Raw genomic sequence first — 16,090 nt, forward strand, 5'->3', positions numbered from 1 at the left:
CTAGGCATCGGCCTCACAATGGCAGCAGGAGGCCCGCCCCATGAACATGAACGTTTCGCTGACCGACGAGCTGGCAGAGTTCGTCAAGGCCAAGGTCGCCGCCGGTCGCTACACGTCGTCGAGCGAGGTCGTGCGCGAGGCGCTGCGGCTGATGGAGAAGATGGAGCGCCAGGAAGTCGAGAAGCTGAAGCTGCTCCGCGCTGCATGGAAGGCCGGCCTCGACAGCGGCGATGCCGGAGAAATGGATTTTACCGCTTTGAAGAAGCAAGGCCGCGCCCGGCTCGGCAAGTCGAAAGCGTGAGCGCCCGTGGGGAAGGTCACCTTCACCCACCGCGCCCGCGAAGACCTGCTTCAGCTCTGGCTCCGCATCGCGCCGCACAACATCGATGCAGCCGACCGGGTGTACGATCAGATCGAACGAAACTGCGGACTGCTCCGCGACCATCCGCAGCTCGGGCCGGCTCGGCCGGAGATCGGCGACGGAGCGCGGGCCTTGATCATCGGCAAGTGGATCGCATTCTACCGTGAGCTCGGCGGCGGCGTTCAGGTGGTCCGGGTCATGGACGGGACTTGTGACCTGACTAAAATGGAGTGGGCGCCAGAGCGGGAGTAATCGAGCCCCTCGTTGTCGAGGACCGCGTCGTTCCCTCACCGCCCCATCTCGGCCAGCACCACGTCGGCGGCGCGCTCGCTCGGCTGGGCGGTGCCGATCTCCATGATGGCGTCGAGCCTCGCGAAAGCCTCGGTCTGGCGGCGGCGCTCCGGGGTGTCGCCGAGGAGGGGCGCGAGCGCGGCGGCGAGCGCGTCCGGCGTCGCGGCGCGCTGGATCAGCTCGGGCATCACGTTGTCGCCGATCACCAGGTTCGCCAGCACGATCGACGGCACCTTGATCATCAGCCGGCCGATCATCTCCTCGATCACCGAGAGCTTGTAGGCGACGACGGTCGGCACGCCGGCGACGGCCAGCTCGAGCGTCACGGTGCCGGACGCCGCGAGCGCGGCGCGCGCCTGCCGGAACGCCGCCCATTTCTCCTCCGGCGTCGCGACGATCCGGGGCTGGACCGCCCAGCCGGCTGTCGCCTCGCGCACCCGCGCGAGGTGATGCGCCGGGGTCGGCAGCACGGCCTCGACGAGGCCGGCTCGTTCCACCAATTCCGCAAGGGCTTCGCCGAACACGGCCGTGTGGCGCGCGAGCTCGCCGCGGCGGCTGCCCGGCAGCACCAGCACGACGGGCGGCTTTTTCGCGCGCCGCTCGGCCTCCGCCGGGCCCGGACGCAGCAGCGCCGTCTCCGCCGCGAGCGGATGCCCCACATAGGTGCAGGCCGGCCCGCCGAGCCTTTGGTGGGCCGCCGGCTCGAACGGCAGCAGCGCCAGCACGTGGTCGACATAGGCGGTCATGGCGCGCGCCCGCCCCGGCCGCCACGCCCAGACGGACGGCGACACGTAGTCGACGACCGGCAACCCCGGCATCGCCTTTCGCACACGGCGCGCCACCCGGTGGGTGAACTCCGGGCTGTCGATGATGACCAGCACATCGGGCGCCTCGGCCACGATGGCCTCGGCCGCGGCCCGAATTCGTCCGAGCAGCTCCGGCAACCGCGAAAGAATCGCCGTGATGCCGATGATGGCGAGCTCGTCGATCGGAAACAGGCTCTTCAGCCCCTGCCCGGCCATCTCGGGACCGCCGAGGCCGACGAAACGCGCCCCCGGCACGCGGGCGCGCAGCGCCTGCAGAAGGCCGGCGCCGAGCCGGTCGCCCGACGCCTCGGTCGCCACCACGGCGATGGTCGGACACCGCGCCGCCGTCATGGCGACGCCTCCGGGGCCGAGACACCCATCGCGAAAACGCCGGCCGCCTCGGCGCGCCGCGCGATCTCCTGCGGCTCCGCCAGGATGACGCCGCCGGCCGCGACCGCGAGGCCGGCGAGCCCGGCGCGGGCGACGCCGTCGACCGTCTGCGGCCCGATGGTCGGCAGGTCGAAGCGGCGGTCCTGGCCGATTTTCGGCGCCTTCACCAGCACGCCGACGCCGCGCGGCATCTTCAGCCGCCCGGCCTCGCGCAGCTCGGCGACACGGGCCAGCATGCGGTCGGTGCCCTCGGCCGCCTCGACGGCGAACACGTAGCGGTCCCCCACCACGACGGCCTGGCCGACGTCGAACGGGCTCGTCGCCGCCAGCAGTCGAAGGCCGAGCGCGATGTCCGCGTCGTCGCGGGCGGTCGGGGCCCGGGTGCCGAACAGGCCCGCCGGCGCCAGGATGTCGGGCGCCACCTCGTGCGCGCCGAGGAGCCGGAAGCCGTCCGCCTCCAGGATCTTGCCGACGCTGGAGAGCAGATGATCGTCGCCGCCCCGAAACGCGCGAACAACCTTGGGTAGCACCTGAACCGTGCCCCAGTCGAGGCGCAGCCCGAACGGCGACGGCCGCGTCAGGCCGCCGATCACCACGACGTCGCGGCAACCCTCCTGGCGCATCAGACGGCGGAACGCGCCGTAGCGAGCGAGCGGCACCCAGTGATGGCGGAAATTTGCGACCACGGCCGGATCGGCCCAGCCGGTCAGGGCGAACAGGACGACGGGCCGGCCCGTCGCCGTGACCTTGGCGGCGATGTCGCCGGGCAGCCGGCCGCCGCCACACACGATCGCGAGCGGCTCCTCCGCACGCCACGCGGACGGCGCCGCCACCATGGTCACGTCGCGGCGCGCAACGCGGCGCGCTTCACGCCCATGGTGAGCGGCCGCGAGCCGGCGCGGATGAAGGCGACGATCTGGCCGATCAGCGGGTCGTCGCCGAGGTCGGCCTCGACGACATCGAGCCGCTCGCGGAACGTGCCCTCGCCGAAGAACAGCGCCTCGAAGCCGCGATGCACCTTGTGGATGTCGGCCTTGGTGAGGCCGCGCCGCTTCATGCCGACGACGTTGAGGCCGATCAGCTCGGCCGACTGGCCGTGCACCAGGCCGAACGGGATCACGTCGGCTCGCACCCCGGAGAGGCCGACGATCATGGCGAAGTCGCCGATGCGCACGAACTGGCGCACCGCCGCCTGGCCGCCGAACACCACGTAGCTGCCGACCTGGACGTGGCCGCCCAGCACGGCGTTGTTGGCGAAGGTGACGTGATCGCCGACCGTGCAGTCGTGGCCGACATGCGAGCCGACCATGAAGAAGCAGTGGCTGCCGACCCGGGTGAGGCCGTGGTCGTCCTCGGTCCCGGTGTTCATCGTGACGCCTTCGCGGATGTCGTTGTCGGAGCCGACGACGAGACGGGTCGGGCCGCCGCGATACTTGGTCGACTGCGGCGGCGTACCGAGCGACGCGAAGGGGTGGATGGTGTTGCGCGCGCCGATCACGGTGTGGCCCGTGATCGCGACATGCGAGATCAGCCTCGTTCCGGCGCCGATCTCGACGTTCGGCCCGATCGTGCAGAACGGGCCGACCTCGACGTCGTCGGCGAGACGGGCTCCGTCCGCGACGCGGGCGCTCGGATCGATGATGGGCATGCGCTTCACACTCCGGACAAGACGGCGCTGACCTCGGCCTCCGCGACCAGCTGGCCGGCGACCTTCGCCTCGCCGCGGAACCACCACATGTTGCGCCGCCGCGACATCTTGGTCATGTGGTACTCGATGGTGTCGCCGGGGGTCACCGGCTTGCGGAACTTCACCTTGTCGATGGTGGTGAAGAACACCGTGTAGGGCGGCCGGCCGATCTCGCCGGAGAGCACGCAGAGGACGCCTGCGGTCTGCGCCATCCCCTCGATCATCAGGACGCCGGGAAACACCGGCATCTCGGGGAAGTGCCCCATGAACTGCGGCTCGTTGAAGGTGACGTTCTTGATGCCGATGCCGAACTCGGCGCCGCGGATGTTGATCACCCGGTCCACCAGCAGGAACGGGTAACGGTGCGGCAGGGACTTCATGATGGCCGAGATGTCGGCCGCCTCCAGCTTCGTGACAGCCTCCGTCATCGCGGCATCCTCAATGCTTTTCGTCATCTGATCGTTCGGGTTTGTCGCCGCCGCCCTTGCCCTGGGAGAGGCGGTTGATGGCGCGCAATTCGCGCATCCAGGCCTTGGCCGGCTTGGCCGGGAAGCCGCCCCAGCGCTGGCCCGGCGGGATGTCGGAATTGACCCCGCTGAGCGCCGCGACCTGGGCGCCCTGCCCGATCACCACGTGGTTGTTGGTGCCGGAGCGGGCGCCGAGGACGACGTAGTCCTCGAGCACGGTGCTGCCCGAGATGCCGACCTGGGCGACGATCACGCAGTGGCGGCCGATCAGCACGTTGTGGCCGATCTGCACGAGGTTGTCGATCTTGGTGCCTTCGCCGATCACGGTGTCGCGGGTGCCGCCGCGGTCGATCGTCGTGCCGGCGCCGATCTCGACGTCGTTCTGGATTATCACGCGGCGCAGCTGCGGCACCTTCTGGTGGCCGCCCGGCCCCATGACGAAGCCGAAGCCGTCCTGGCCGATGCGGCAGCCCGGATGGATGATCACGCGGTCGCCGACCAGCGAATGGGTGAGCGTCACGCCCGCCCCGATGGCGCAGTCGCGGCCGATCCGCACGCCCGGCCCGATCACGGCGGTCGGCCCGATCACGGTGCCGGCGCCGATCTCGGCCCCCGGCCCGACGACGGCGCCGGGATCGACCGTGACGCCGCTCTCGAGGCGGGCCGCCGGATGCACCGAGGCGCCGGGTGCGACGCCCTGGCCGCCGAACAGCGAGGCGGGCTTCAGGGCGGCCGGATAGAGGGCGCGGGCGACCGCGACGAAGGCCCGGTGCGGGTCCTTGACGACCAGGGCCGGCAGATGCTCGGGCACGGCGGCGGCGAGCCGTGGCGCGATCAGGCAGGCGCCGGCGCGGCTGCGCGAAAGCTCGTCGAGATAGCGCGGGTTCTCCAGGAAGGCGAGGTCGGACGGACCGGCCTGGTCGAGGGTCGCGACGTCGCGGATCACGCGGTCGAGCGGCGCCCCGGCCGCCGGCTCGGCGCCGGTCAGGCGGGCGATCTCGGCGAGCGACAGCGTGGTCGCGGGCGTGAAGAAGAACGGTTCGCTCATGACGGCGACACAGCCCCGGGGTGGCGATGCCGGCGACGGGGCGCGATGGGATGAATGCGGCGATCGGCCTGATGAAACATGGCGAGAGGGTTGCCAGTTTCGGCCGGGGCTGACAACGCCCCGATGGCCCTCGCACCCCGGTTTTTGCGGGTGGCCGAAATGCGACGCCCGGGGCACGAGGCCCCGGGCGGGTGTTTCGGGCGCCGGCCGGTGGATCCCTGGGCGGCGCGGGATCGGCGCAGCGTCAGAACTTGGTGCCGCCGCCGAACCGGAAGATCTGCTTCTTGTCGTAATCCGCGTAGGAGATCGGATAGGCGAGGTCGAAGCGCAGCGGACCGAACGGCGAGGCCCAGATCAGGCCGACACCGACCGACGAGCGGATCATGTTGTCGTCGCCATAGCAGGGCACGTTGGCCATCGGATTCTGCGTGTTGATGGCCTGGCCCGGGCAGGTCATCACCAGGCCACGCGCGGCCCAGGAGGTCGGCCCCTCGTAGTTGGTGAGCTGGCCGGCATCCGCGAACACCGCGAGCTTCATGCCGAAGTCCTTCGGCGCGAAGAACAGGGGCGTCTGGACCTCGAGGTTGACGGCCCAGTACATCGAGCCGCCCAGCGCGTCCTGGTTGGTGCCCGGCGTGATGTCGCGCGGACCCCAGCCGGCCGTCTGGAAGCCACGCACCAGGTTCGGACCGCCCTGGAAGTGGTCGAGCATGCGCAGGCTCTCGCCGCCCCAGCCGGTCGCGAAGCCGCCCTGCACCCGGACCGAGCCGACGACGTCGGGCAGGATCTCGTTGTAGAGGCGGGTGTCGATGGTGGTCTTCGAGTAGTTCACGTCGCCGCCGACGCCGGCGAAGTCCTCGGACACGGTGACGAGCAGGCCGTTGGCCGGGTTCTTGTTGTTGTCGAGCGTGTTGTAGCTCAGCGTCGCGCCCAGGGCCGAGACGAAGACCGGGCCGTTGGCGAGCTCGCGCCGCACCGCCAGCGAAGCCTCGCCGTCGGCGTAGCAGTTCATGTTCGTTCCGACGCCCTGGTACGTCGTCGCCGGGCTCTGGCCATAGAACAGAGTGGTCGGGAACGAGTCGATCCAGTTCGGATTGAGGTTGTTACAGTTGTTGTAGGCGTTGGAGAGCTCGATCTCCTGACGGTAGCCGGTGTAGCGCGGCTGGATCGACAGGTTGTCGGTGATCGGAATGCCGAGCTTCAGGTTACCGCCGAGGGTGCTCGACGTGTAGGAGTAGTAGCTCGTCGAGGTGGTCTCCTTGCCGAACACGTCGACACCGAAGGCCAGCCGCTGCCCCATCAGATAGGGCTCGACGAAGGACAGCTCGAAGCCGCGCGAGCGCTGCCCGTAGGTGAGCGAGGCGCGGGCCACGTGGCCGCGGCCGAGCAGGTTGCGCTCGCCGACGCTCACCTCGCCGATGAAGCCGTCCGCGGTCGAGTAGCCGCCGGAGACCGAGAATTCGCCGGTCGCCTGCTCTTCCACGTCGACGTTCACGATCACCCGGTCGGGCGCCGAGCCCGGCTCGTTGGTGATGCGGACGCTCTTGAAGTAGTTGAGGTTCTTGATGCGCCGCTCGGCCCGGTCGATGAGCGCCCGGTTGTAGGCGTCGCCCTCGACGATGTCGAACTCGCGTCGGATCACGTAGTCGCGGGTGCGGGTGTTGCCGCGGATGTTGATCCGCTCGATATAGGCCCGCTGCCCCTCCTCCATCACGTAGACGACGTTGACGAGGCGGGCATTGAAGTCACGGTCGCCGCGCGGCCGGATGTTGGCGAACGGATAGCCGAGCTTGGCGACCTCGACGGTGAGATCCTCGACCGTCTTCTCGACCGCGTCGGCGTTGTAGACGCCGCCCGGCTTGGTCCGCAGCCGCGCGCGGAGCTGATCGACGTTGATGTTGCGGACCGACGACTGGATCTCGACCGAGCCGAACTTGTAGCGGTCGCCCTCGTCGATCGTGAAGGTGATGATGAAGCCCTTGCGGGACGGGTCGTACTCGGAGATCGCCGAGACCACGCGCACGTCGGCGAAGCCGCTGCGCAGGTAGAAGCGGCGGATCAGGTCGCGGTCGACCTCGACCCGGTCCGGATCGAAGATGTCGTTGCTCTTCAGCCACGACAGCCAATTGGTCTCGCCGGTCTTGACGACGTCCTTGAGGCGCCAGTCGGAGAACGCCTTGTTGCCGACGAAGACGATCTTGGCGACGCCGGTCTTGCCGCCCTCGTCGACCTCGAAGACCAGATCGACGCGGCCGTTGGGCAGCTCGATGACCTTCGGCTCGACCCGGACGTCGTACCGGCCGGCGCGCTGATAGATGTCGACGATGCGCTGGGTGTCGGCCTGGACGATGGCGCGCGAGAAGGTGCCGCGCGGCTTCGACTGCACCTCGGTCGAGAGCTGCTCGTCCTTGATCTTGCGGTTGCCTTCGAAGGCCACGCGATTGAGAACCTGGTTCTCCACCACGGTGACCACGATGCGTCCGCCCGACGGGGTGATCCGCACATCCTGGAAGAGGCCCGTCGCGTAGAGCGACTTGAGGGCCTCGTCGATCTTCGCGGCATCGAGACGCTCGCCCGGTCCGGTCCTGAAGTAGGACCGGATCGTATCGGCCTCGACGCGCCGATTGCCCTCGACGACGATCTGCGACGCCGACTGCGCTTGGACCGGCGTGACCGACACGGTCGCGACGACCCCCGCCGTGAACGTCTGAGCGACCATCAAGGCGATCGCGAAAAACGTCCGATTTGCCTTCAACCCCAGTGCCATACGCTATGGGCCCCCAAAAGAATCCCCACCACCGCCCGTCGCGAACGATTCCGCCTCCGCTTGTATCGGCTTTAGCCACCGCTGGGAACAGAGAGTCCCCCCAGACCCTCCATTTGGGCGCCCCCAGTGGCCGTCACGTCACACATTATGGCAGACTTGTGCGCACATTATGACGAGGCCAAGTGCAGGATATCGTTAAAGGTTGCGAAGATCATGAGCATGATCACGAGAGCGAAGCCGATGCGGAAGCCGACCTCCTGGGCGCGCTCGGACAGGGGCCGGCCACGCACCGCCTCGATCGCGTAGAACACGAGGTGCCCGCCGTCGAGCAGCGGCACCGGGAACAGGTTGAGGAGACCGATCGACACCGACAGCACCGCCGCCAGATGCATCAGGGCGACGAATCCCACCGACGCCACCTGACCCGAGACCTGGGCGATGCGAATCGGGCCACCGAGCTGGTCGGCGCTCTCCCGGCCGACGACGATGCCGCCGATGTAGCCGAGCGTCCGCTCGACGATGAACCAGGTCTCCCCGACACCCATCCACGCCGCCCGGAGCGGGCCGGCAGTCTCCAGCTTGACGTCCTCGGCGGCCATCGAGCGGGTGATTCCGAGCACGCCCTGGCGATGGGTGTTGCCGAAATTATCCTTGATCTCCCGCAGCGTCGGCACGACCGACAGGGTCACGGGCGCGCCGCCGCGGTCGACCTCGACGCGCAGCGTCTGGCCGGCCGAGCCGCCGACGATGCGCTGCATGTCGGAGAAGCTCTCGATCCGCCGGCCGTCGATCGCGCGGACCACGTCGCCGACCGCGAAGCCGGCCGCCTCGGCGGCGCTCCCGGTCTGGATCGTATCCACGCGCGGGCTCGTGACCTGCTTGCCGTGGAACATGAAGATGCCGGCGAAGATGACGATGGCGAGAAGGAAATTCGCCAGCGGACCGGCGACCACGACGGCCGCCCGCGCGCCCACCGACTGGCCCGGGAAGGTCTGCCGCTTCTCGGCCTCGGAGAGGCCCGACAGGGCATCCTGGTCGGGCACGCTCGCCGCGTTCTCGTCGCCGAAGAACTTGACGTAGCCGCCGAGCGGGATCGCCGAGAGCTTCCAGCGGGTGCCGCTGCGGTCGTCGAAGCCGACGATCTCGGGACCGAATCCGATCGAGAATGTCAGCACCTTAATACCGTTCCACTTGGCGATCAGGTAGTGCCCGAGCTCGTGGAAAAACACCACGATGGTGAGCACGAACAGGAACGGGATCAGGTAGCCGAGGAAGCCGAGGCCGAGATCGTTGATCGACGCGAGCAGATTGGATCCCATCACGACCTCGTCGGGGGTTGTGGGACGGACACGACCGTCCACCATTTGTTAATCTTGCTAGAATGCCTTTGCGGCGATTTCCGGCAAGAGGTCGCGGGCGAGCGATCTGGCCGTATGGTCAACGGCCACCGCCTCGTCGGGATCGGCCGGCTCGCGCAGCACGCCGCGGGCGGCGCTCGCGTCGAGCGTCGCCTCGACCAGGGCGGCGATGTGCGGAAAGCCGATCTTGCGGTCGAGGAACGCCGCGACCGCGATCTCGTTGGCGGCGTTCAGCACGGTCGGCGCCCCCTGCCCGGTCGTCAGCGCCGCCTTGGCGAGCCGCAACGCCGGGAACCGCACCTCGTCGGGCGCCTCGAAGGTCAGGTTGGCGAGCTTGTCGAAGGACAGCCGGGTCGCCCCCGCCATCCGGGCCGGCCAGGCGAGGCAATGGGCGATCGGCACCCGCATGTCGGGCGGGCCGATCTGGGCCACCATCGACCCGTCGACGAACTCGATGCCGCCGTGGACGATCGACTGCGGATGCACCAGCACGTCGATCTCGTCGGCGGAGGCCGCGAACAGGTGGTGTGCCTCGATGATCTCGAGGCCCTTGTTCATCATCGAGGCCGAGTCGATGGTGATCTTCGGCCCCATCGACCAGTTCGGGTGCTTGAGCGCCTCCTCGACGGTCGCCTGGCGGATTCGCTCGATCGGCCAGGTGCGGAACGGTCCGCCCGAAGCCGTGATGATGATGCGGGCGACCTCGGCGCGGCGGCCGGAGGCGAGCGACTGGAACACCGCGTTGTGCTCGGAATCGACCGGCAGCACGGTGGCGCCGGCCGCCGCGGCCCGCCGCATGAACAGGGTGCCGGCGCAGACCAGGCACTCCTTGTTGGCGAGCGCCACGATGGCGCCGCGGTCGGCGGCGGCGAGGGTCGGCTTCAGGCTGGCGGCGCCCGTGATGGCGGCCATCACCCAGTCGGCGGGCCGGCGCGCCGCCTCGACCAGCGCCTCGGGCCCCGCCCCCGCCTCGATGCCGCTGCCGGACAGCTCGCGCTTGAGGTCTTCGTAGAGGGCCGGATCGGCGACGGCGGCGAACCTCGCCCCGAGCTCGCGGGCGAGCGCGGCGAGCGCCGCGGCGTTCCTCGCGGCCGTCACGGCCTCGACCCGGTAGCGGTCGCGGGCGCGACGGATCAGGTCGACGGTCGACGATCCGATCGAGCCGGTCGCCCCGAGCAGCGTCACGCTGCGCTCCACGGGGGCGACGGCCGGCGTCATGTCATAGGGAACGGGGCTCATGTCGATACACCAGAACAATCACCAGACGAGCAATCACGCGAGCGGTGGTCACCGCAACCATCGGTGACCGCAAGGGCCATTACGAGAGTTGCCCTCACCAGACCAGCAGTCCCTGCGCCGCGCCGTCGAGGCCGCCGCGCATCGCCCCGAGCAGGGCGGCCGTCCCGGCGGCGGCCAGGAAGCCGTCGAGCCGGTCCATCAGGCCCCCGTGTCCCGGAATGATCCGGCTGGAATCCTTGACCCCGAAGCGCCGCTTGACGGCCGACTCGAAGAGGTCGCCGGCCTGCGAGACGGCGGACAGTACCAAGGCGAGGGCCGCCACGGCGAGGAGATTCGGAACCCCGGCGAGCGCCGCGACGAGAAGTCCGGCGACCACGCCGCCGGCCGCCCCGGTGATGCCGCCCGACCAGGTCTTGCCCGGGCTGATCGAGGGGGCGAGCTTCGGACCGCCGAAGGTGCGGCCGCCGAAATAGGCGAGCACGTCGGTCGCCCACACCACGGCGAACAGGAAGAAGATGGCCGTCACGCCCCACACGGCATCGGCCCGCAGCACCACCGGGCCGGCCAGCACCAGGCCCGCATAGGCGAGCCCGCCGACGCACCAGGCGCGCCGCTCGGCGAACCACACGGCCATGGCGACGAGACCACCCGCGAGAACCAGCACGGCGAGGCCCGGATGCCCCAGGCCGGCCACCAGCCCGGCGAAGGCCAGCGTCCCGGCTCCGACCGCCTGCGGGTTCCGCGGCAGGCCGAGGATCTCGGACGCCCACTCCCAGTGCACGCCGATCGCCGCCACGGTCCAGAACAGGACGAACGGCCAGCCGCCGACCAGCACGGCGCCGATCGCCAGCGGCGCCAGCACCACGGCGGAGACGACGCGGATCAGCGTGTCGCTGCGTTTCTTGGCAGATGAATCGGGGATGGCAGTCGAGTTCGCGTCATCGGGCACGGTCACGTTCCGGCGCCCGCCGCCGCCAGGCCGCCGAACCGACGTTCGCGTCGCCGGTACTCGGCGATCGCGCCCTCGAGGGCGGCCTGGTCGAACTCGGGCCAGTAGAGGGGCACGAACACCAGCTCGCTGTAGGCGGCCTGCCACAGGAGGAAGTTGGACAGGCGCTGCTCGCCGCTGGTGCGGATGATGAGGTCGGGATCGGGGATGTCGGGGGCGTCGAGGCGCGAGGAGATCAGCTCGGCCGTGATCGCCTCCGGGGCGAGGCGGCCGGCCGCGACCTCGGCCGCGAGGCGCTGCGCCGCGCGGGCGATCTCCTGGCGCGAGCCGTAGTTGAAGGCGACGACGAGGACGAGGCCGGTGTTGGCGCGGGTCAGGTCCTCGGCCTCGCGCAGCAGGCCGGCGATGTCGGGCGAGAGCGTCGTGCGCTCGCCGATCACCCGCACCTTCACGTTGCTCTTGTGCAGGTCGACGAGGTCGTTGCGGATGAAGCGCCGCAGGAGACCCATCAGGTCGCTGATCTCGGACGGCGGCCGCGACCAGTTCTCCGACGAGAACGAGAAGATGGTGAGGATGCCGATGCCCAGCGCACCGGCCGCCCGCACGGTGCGCCGCAGCGCCTCGACGCCGCGGCGATGACCTTCGCGGCGCGGCAGGCCGCGCTGCGCCGCCCACCGTCCGTTGCCGTCCATGATCACTGCGACGTGCCGCGGCGCGGCACAGCCCGGTCCGGGCCCGCCGCGTGCCGCCTCCGACGTCGTCACGGCCGTGGACATGGCTCGGCTCCGGGCGCCCCGATCACAACGTCATCCACCCCCTCACCCCGCGCGCCGGGCTAGACCGTCATGACCTCTTTTTCCTTGGTGGCGAGCGCGTGGTCGATGTCGGCGATCGCCTGGTCGGTGGCCTTCTGGACCTCCTCGGACATGCGCTCGTGATCGTCGCGACCGATCTTGCCGTCCTTGTCGAGCTTCTTCAGGACCTCCATGCCGTCGCGCCGGACGTGACGCACCGCGACACGGGCCGTCTCCGCGTACTTGTGGGCGACCTTGACCAGCTCCTTGCGGCGCTCCTCGTTGAGCTCCGGCACGCGCAGGCGGATCACCTGGCCTTCGGTGTTCGGCGTCAAGCCGATATTGGCGGCGACGATCGCCTTCTCGACCGCGTGGACGGCCGACTTGTCCCACACCTGCACGCTGATCAGCCGGGGCTCCGGCACGCTGATCGAGGCGAGCTGGTTGAGCGGCATGTGGCTGCCGTAGACCTCGGCCTGGACGTGATCGAGGAGAGCCGTCGAGGCGCGGCCGGTGCGCAGGCCGCCGAGCTCCTGCTTGAGCACCCCGATGGCGCCCTGCATGCGGCGCTTCAGCTCGTTGATGTCGTAGGTCTCGCTCATCGACACTTCTCCAGAAGCGATGCCGCCGGATCCGAGCGGGACTCGGATTCTTCGGGCGCGCCGCTCGCTATGAACGCTAGGGACGCTGCGAACCCGGAAGGCATCGCGGTCTCGCCGGTGGCCCCGCCGTCGTCGGGATCGCGTGCGCCCGCACGTCAGCCGCCGACGATGGTGGCGCGACCGGCTCCTCGCAAGACCGACTCGACGGCCCCCGGCTCGCGGATCGAGAACACGATGATAGGGATGCGATGGTCCCGGGCAAGGGAAAACGCGGTCAGATCCATGACCCCGAGGCGCTTCTCGATCGCCTCGTCGAGGCCGAGACGGTCGTAGCGCACCGCGGTCGGATCACGCTTGGGATCGGCGCTGTAGACGCCGTCCACATTGGTCGCCTTGAGCACCGCCTCGGCGCCCATCTCGGCGGCGCGCAGCACCGCCGTGGTGTCGGTCGTGAAGAACGGATTGCCGGTGCCGGCGGCGAACAGGACGATGCGGCCGTCGTCGAGATGGCGGCGCGCGGCGCGACGCTCGTAGGTCTCGCAGACCTGCGGCATGGCGATCGCCGAGACGGTGCGGGCGCGCCCGCCGAGCCGCTCGATCGCCGACTCGAGCGCCAGCGCGTTCATCACGGTCGCCAGCATCCCCATCACGTCGGCGATGGTGCGGTCGGCGCCGTGCGAGGCGGCGGTGGCGCCGCGCAGAAGATTGCCGCCGCCGACGACGACGCCGAGCGTGACGCCGAGCGCCTGGGCGGCGATCAGGTCGGCGGCGAAGCGATCGACCGTGTCGAGATCGATGCCGTGCGGCTCGGTGCCGGCGAGCGCCTCGCCCGAGAGCTTGACGATGACCCGACGATACGGCGCCGACGACATGTGACCTCCCCCGCGCAGCCGCTCGACCTCGCGTGACGATCTCGGGTGAGACGAGTTCGTCCGGTGGTGTCGAGCCGCGACCTCATGTGACGACGCGGCCCGTAGGCCGCGCCGCGATCACGATCGAGGAGATCAGCCCTGCCCGGCCGCGGCCGCGACCTCGGCGGCGAAGTCCGACTCCTTGCGCTCGATGCCCTCGCCGAGGGCGTAGCGCACGAAGCCCGTCACCTTGATGGCGCCGCCGACCTTGCCCTCGGCCTCCTTGAGGGCCTGGGCGACGGTCTTGCCGGTGTCGTGGATGTAGGGCTGATCGAGCAGGCAGACTTCCTTGTAGAAGGTCTTGATGCCGGACTCGGCGATCTTCTCGATCACCTTGTCGGGCTTGCCCTGCTGCCGCGCCTTGTCGGCCAGCACTTCCTTCTCGCGCGCCACCACGGCCGGATCGACGCCGGACTCGTCGACCGCCAGCGGGTTCGACGCGGCGATGTGCATGGCGACGAGACGGCCGAGCGCGACCAGCTCGTCGGCCTTGCCGGGCGACTCCAGCGCGACGATCACGCCGATCTTGCCGAGGCCCTCGCCGACCGACGAATGCACGTACTGGCCGATGGCGCCCTGCGACACCTCGAGGCCGGCGGCGCGGCGCAGCGTCATGTTCTCGCCGATCGTCGCGATGGCCGAGGACAGCGCCTCGGCGATCGTCGTGTCACCGACCTTGGCGGCGGCGATTTTCTCGATGTCGGTGCCGACGTCGAGCGCCACCTGGGCGACCATGCGGACGAGACCCTGGAACAGGTCGTTGCGGGCGACGAAGTCGGTCTCCGAGTTGACCTCGACGACGACCCCCTTCTTGTCCTTGACGGCGACGCCAATCAGGCCCTCGGCGGCGATGCGGCCGGCCTTCTTGGCAGCCTTGGCGAGGCCCTTCTTGCGCAGCCAGTCGACCGCCGCCTCGAGGTCGCCGTTGGTCTCGCCGAGGGCGGCCTTGCAGTCCATCATGCCCGCGCCGGTCTTGTCGCGGAGCTCTTTCACCAAGGAAGCGCTGATGTTCGCCATCTCGAATTGTCCTCTGGACGGGACGCTCGCGGGTCCGGTCGAAGGACCGGATCGTCCGGTCGGTGACCGGACCGTCCGGTCGAAGCCGGACCCGTCCGGCCGCGCCGGCCCCGGGCATCCACGACTAACTTGACGTCCCCGTGACGATGCCGCCGACCGGCGGACCGGCGGCTGCATTCGCGGGTCGAAGGCGGCGCGGACCCCTGCCCGGCGCCGCCCTTGTCGTCACTCGGCCTCGGCGCTCAGCTCCTTGGCCTTGGCGATCCACTTCTCGACCCGGCCCGGCAGGCCGACCGCGTCGCCGACATGGCTCGCCGCGTCGGGGCCGAAGGCGGCGATCTGCCAGTAGTGGAAGATGCCGAGGTCGTTGAGCTTGCGCTCGATCGCCGGCGACACGCCGGTCAGCTTCTTGAGGTCGTCGGCGACGCCGCGCGGCCCGGAGAGCTGCTCGTAGCCGACGCCGCCGGGGGCGGCCTCGCCGGGCAGATCCTCGACGATCGGAGCCTCGGCCTCGCCGATGTCGATGCCGGCCTCGCCGTGGGCGCGCGAGATGCCGTCGATGGCGGCGCGCGACACGAGATCGCAGTACAGGCTGATCGCCCGACCGGCGTCGTCGTTGCCCGGGACGATGTAGGTGATGCCGTCCGGGTTGCAGTTGGTGTCGACGATCGCGGCGACCGGGATGCCGAGGCGCTTGGCCTCCTTGATCGCGATGTCCTCCTTGTTCGTGTCGATCACGAACAGAAGGTCGGGCAGGCCGCCCATGTCCTTGATGCCACCGAGCGCCCGGTCGAGCTTGTCGCGCTCGCGGGTGAGCGTCAGCCGCTCCTTCTTCGTGTAGGCCTGGGCCTCGCCGGAGGACAGCATCTCTTCGAGCTTGCGCAGCCGCTTGATCGACTCCGAGATGGTCTTCCAGTTGGTCAGCGTGCCGCCGAGCCAGCGCGAGTTGACGTAGTACTGGGCGCAGCGCTTGGCGCTGTCGGCGACGATGTCCTGGGCCTGGCGCTTGGTGCCGACGAACAGGATGCGGCCGCCGCGGGCGACCGTGTCCGAGATCGTCTTCAGCGCCTGGTGCAGCAGCGGCACCGTCTGGGCGAGGTCGATGATGTGGATGTTGTTGCGGGCGCCGAAGATGTAATCCTTCATCTTCGGGTTCCAGCGATGGGCCTGGTGGCCGAAATGCACGCCAGCTTCGAGCAGCTGGCGCATGCTGTAATCAGGCAGCGCCATTGAGTCTTCTCCGGTTTTTCCTCCGCGGATCATGTAGCCCGGACGATTTTCGCGTGAACGCGAAAGGGTCGCCCGACGCCACCGGACGGCACGAAGCCTACGGAATCCGCGTGTGAGATGGCGCGCTTATAGGGGCGCGGGCCCCAAAATGCAACGGGGCGGCCGGGACTTCC

At 69.7% G+C, this 16,090-nt stretch carries 16 protein-coding genes; 2 read left to right on the forward strand and 14 right to left on the reverse strand.

The features are described 5' to 3' along the window. Window positions 1-46 precede the first annotated feature (46 nt). A complete protein-coding gene (locus tag ABTU92_RS08400; RefSeq protein ID WP_408089532.1) occupies window positions 47-301 on the forward strand; it encodes a type II toxin-antitoxin system ParD family antitoxin in 255 nt (84 codons plus the stop codon). Window positions 302-307: 6 nt separating this feature from the next. Next, entirely contained in the window at window positions 308-613 is a 306-nt protein-coding gene (locus ABTU92_RS08405) for a type II toxin-antitoxin system RelE/ParE family toxin (protein WP_408089534.1), read from the forward strand. Window positions 614-648: 35 nt separating this feature from the next. On the opposite strand, the gene lpxB is transcribed toward ABTU92_RS08405, so the two are convergent. From lpxB to ABTU92_RS08475, 14 genes are all read right to left on the reverse strand, one after another. Continuing rightward, the gene (gene lpxB / locus ABTU92_RS08410) at window positions 649-1,809 is read right to left on the reverse strand and encodes a lipid-A-disaccharide synthase (protein ID WP_408089536.1); all 1,161 of its coding nucleotides are present in this window, start codon (window positions 1,807-1,809) and stop codon (window positions 649-651) included. Further along, on the reverse strand, window positions 1,806-2,684 hold the full coding sequence (locus ABTU92_RS08415; RefSeq protein WP_408089538.1) for an LpxI family protein: 879 nt from the start codon (window positions 2,682-2,684) through the stop codon (window positions 1,806-1,808). The genes lpxB and ABTU92_RS08415 overlap by 4 nt, the downstream gene beginning before the upstream one ends. Window positions 2,685-2,686: 2 nt before the next feature. After that, the gene (lpxA, locus tag ABTU92_RS08420; protein WP_408089540.1) at window positions 2,687-3,496 is read right to left on the reverse strand and encodes an acyl-ACP--UDP-N-acetylglucosamine O-acyltransferase; all 810 of its coding nucleotides are present in this window, start codon (window positions 3,494-3,496) and stop codon (window positions 2,687-2,689) included. 5 nt (window positions 3,497-3,501) lie between these two features. Continuing rightward, a complete protein-coding gene (gene fabZ, locus ABTU92_RS08425) occupies window positions 3,502-3,963 on the reverse strand; it encodes a 3-hydroxyacyl-ACP dehydratase FabZ (protein WP_111355699.1) in 462 nt (153 codons plus the stop codon). A 10-nt stretch (window positions 3,964-3,973) separates the two neighbouring features. Next, window positions 3,974-5,050: a UDP-3-O-(3-hydroxymyristoyl)glucosamine N-acyltransferase gene (gene lpxD / locus ABTU92_RS08430; RefSeq protein WP_408089542.1), complete on the reverse strand. Its 1,077-nt coding sequence runs from the start codon at window positions 5,048-5,050 to the stop codon at window positions 3,974-3,976. Window positions 5,051-5,294: 244 nt separating this feature from the next. After that, complete coding sequence (gene bamA / locus ABTU92_RS08435; RefSeq protein ID WP_408089544.1) at window positions 5,295-7,817, reverse strand: outer membrane protein assembly factor BamA; 2,523 nt, start codon at window positions 7,815-7,817, stop codon at window positions 5,295-5,297. 167 nt (window positions 7,818-7,984) lie between these two features. Beyond that, on the reverse strand, window positions 7,985-9,136 hold the full coding sequence (gene rseP, locus ABTU92_RS08440) for an RIP metalloprotease RseP (RefSeq protein ID WP_408089546.1): 1,152 nt from the start codon (window positions 9,134-9,136) through the stop codon (window positions 7,985-7,987). A 57-nt stretch (window positions 9,137-9,193) separates the two neighbouring features. Then, a complete protein-coding gene (dxr, locus tag ABTU92_RS08445; protein WP_408089548.1) occupies window positions 9,194-10,414 on the reverse strand; it encodes a 1-deoxy-D-xylulose-5-phosphate reductoisomerase in 1,221 nt (406 codons plus the stop codon). A 94-nt stretch (window positions 10,415-10,508) separates the two neighbouring features. Then, window positions 10,509-11,363 carry a phosphatidate cytidylyltransferase gene (locus tag ABTU92_RS08450; protein ID WP_408089550.1) on the reverse strand — a complete coding sequence of 285 codons (855 nt, stop codon included), beginning with the start codon at window positions 11,361-11,363 and terminating at the stop codon, window positions 10,509-10,511. Window positions 11,364-11,365: 2 nt separating this feature from the next. Then, entirely contained in the window at window positions 11,366-12,139 is a 774-nt protein-coding gene (locus ABTU92_RS08455; RefSeq protein ID WP_408089552.1) for an isoprenyl transferase, read from the reverse strand. 59 nt (window positions 12,140-12,198) lie between these two features. Beyond that, the gene (gene frr, locus ABTU92_RS08460) at window positions 12,199-12,759 is read right to left on the reverse strand and encodes a ribosome recycling factor (protein WP_408089554.1); all 561 of its coding nucleotides are present in this window, start codon (window positions 12,757-12,759) and stop codon (window positions 12,199-12,201) included. 155 nt (window positions 12,760-12,914) lie between these two features. Then, window positions 12,915-13,631, reverse strand: a complete 717-nt coding sequence (pyrH, locus tag ABTU92_RS08465) for a UMP kinase (RefSeq protein WP_408089556.1) — start codon at window positions 13,629-13,631, stop codon at window positions 12,915-12,917. Between the two features lie 132 nt (window positions 13,632-13,763). Beyond that, window positions 13,764-14,687 (reverse strand): translation elongation factor Ts, encoded by a 924-nt coding sequence (gene tsf / locus ABTU92_RS08470; RefSeq protein WP_408089558.1) that lies wholly within the window; start codon window positions 14,685-14,687, stop codon window positions 13,764-13,766. A gap of 225 nt (window positions 14,688-14,912) precedes the next feature. Continuing rightward, the gene (locus tag ABTU92_RS08475; RefSeq protein ID WP_408089560.1) at window positions 14,913-15,917 is read right to left on the reverse strand and encodes a 30S ribosomal protein S2; all 1,005 of its coding nucleotides are present in this window, start codon (window positions 15,915-15,917) and stop codon (window positions 14,913-14,915) included. Window positions 15,918-16,090 lie beyond the last annotated feature (173 nt).

It is taken from the genome of Rhodoplanes sp. SY1, from assembly GCF_046000175.1.
Lineage (GTDB): Bacteria > Pseudomonadota > Alphaproteobacteria > Rhizobiales > Xanthobacteraceae > Rhodoplanes.

Excerpts from the sequence above, each read along its gene's own strand:
- ABTU92_RS08400 (WP_408089532.1), top strand. The coding sequence starts at position 47 with ATGAACGTTTCGCTGACCGACGAGCTGGCAGAGTTCGTCAAGGCCAAG.
- lpxB (WP_408089536.1), bottom strand. The coding sequence starts at position 1,809 with ATGACGGCGGCGCGGTGTCCGACCATCGCCGTGGTGGCGACCGAGGCG.
- ABTU92_RS08415 (WP_408089538.1), bottom strand. The coding sequence starts at position 2,684 with ATGGTGGCGGCGCCGTCCGCGTGGCGTGCGGAGGAGCCGCTCGCGATC.
- lpxA (WP_408089540.1), bottom strand. The coding sequence starts at position 3,496 with ATGCCCATCATCGATCCGAGCGCCCGCGTCGCGGACGGAGCCCGTCTC.
- fabZ (WP_111355699.1), bottom strand. The coding sequence starts at position 3,963 with ATGACGGAGGCTGTCACGAAGCTGGAGGCGGCCGACATCTCGGCCATC.
- lpxD (WP_408089542.1), bottom strand. The coding sequence starts at position 5,050 with ATGAGCGAACCGTTCTTCTTCACGCCCGCGACCACGCTGTCGCTCGCC.
- bamA (WP_408089544.1), bottom strand. The coding sequence starts at position 7,817 with ATGGCACTGGGGTTGAAGGCAAATCGGACGTTTTTCGCGATCGCCTTG.
- rseP (WP_408089546.1), bottom strand. The coding sequence starts at position 9,136 with ATGGGATCCAATCTGCTCGCGTCGATCAACGATCTCGGCCTCGGCTTC.
- dxr (WP_408089548.1), bottom strand. The coding sequence starts at position 10,414 with ATGAGCCCCGTTCCCTATGACATGACGCCGGCCGTCGCCCCCGTGGAG.
- ABTU92_RS08455 (WP_408089552.1), bottom strand. The coding sequence starts at position 12,139 with ATGTCCACGGCCGTGACGACGTCGGAGGCGGCACGCGGCGGGCCCGGA.
- frr (WP_408089554.1), bottom strand. The coding sequence starts at position 12,759 with ATGAGCGAGACCTACGACATCAACGAGCTGAAGCGCCGCATGCAGGGC.
- pyrH (WP_408089556.1), bottom strand. The coding sequence starts at position 13,631 with ATGTCGTCGGCGCCGTATCGTCGGGTCATCGTCAAGCTCTCGGGCGAG.
- tsf (WP_408089558.1), bottom strand. The coding sequence starts at position 14,687 with ATGGCGAACATCAGCGCTTCCTTGGTGAAAGAGCTCCGCGACAAGACC.
- ABTU92_RS08475 (WP_408089560.1), bottom strand. The coding sequence starts at position 15,917 with ATGGCGCTGCCTGATTACAGCATGCGCCAGCTGCTCGAAGCTGGCGTG.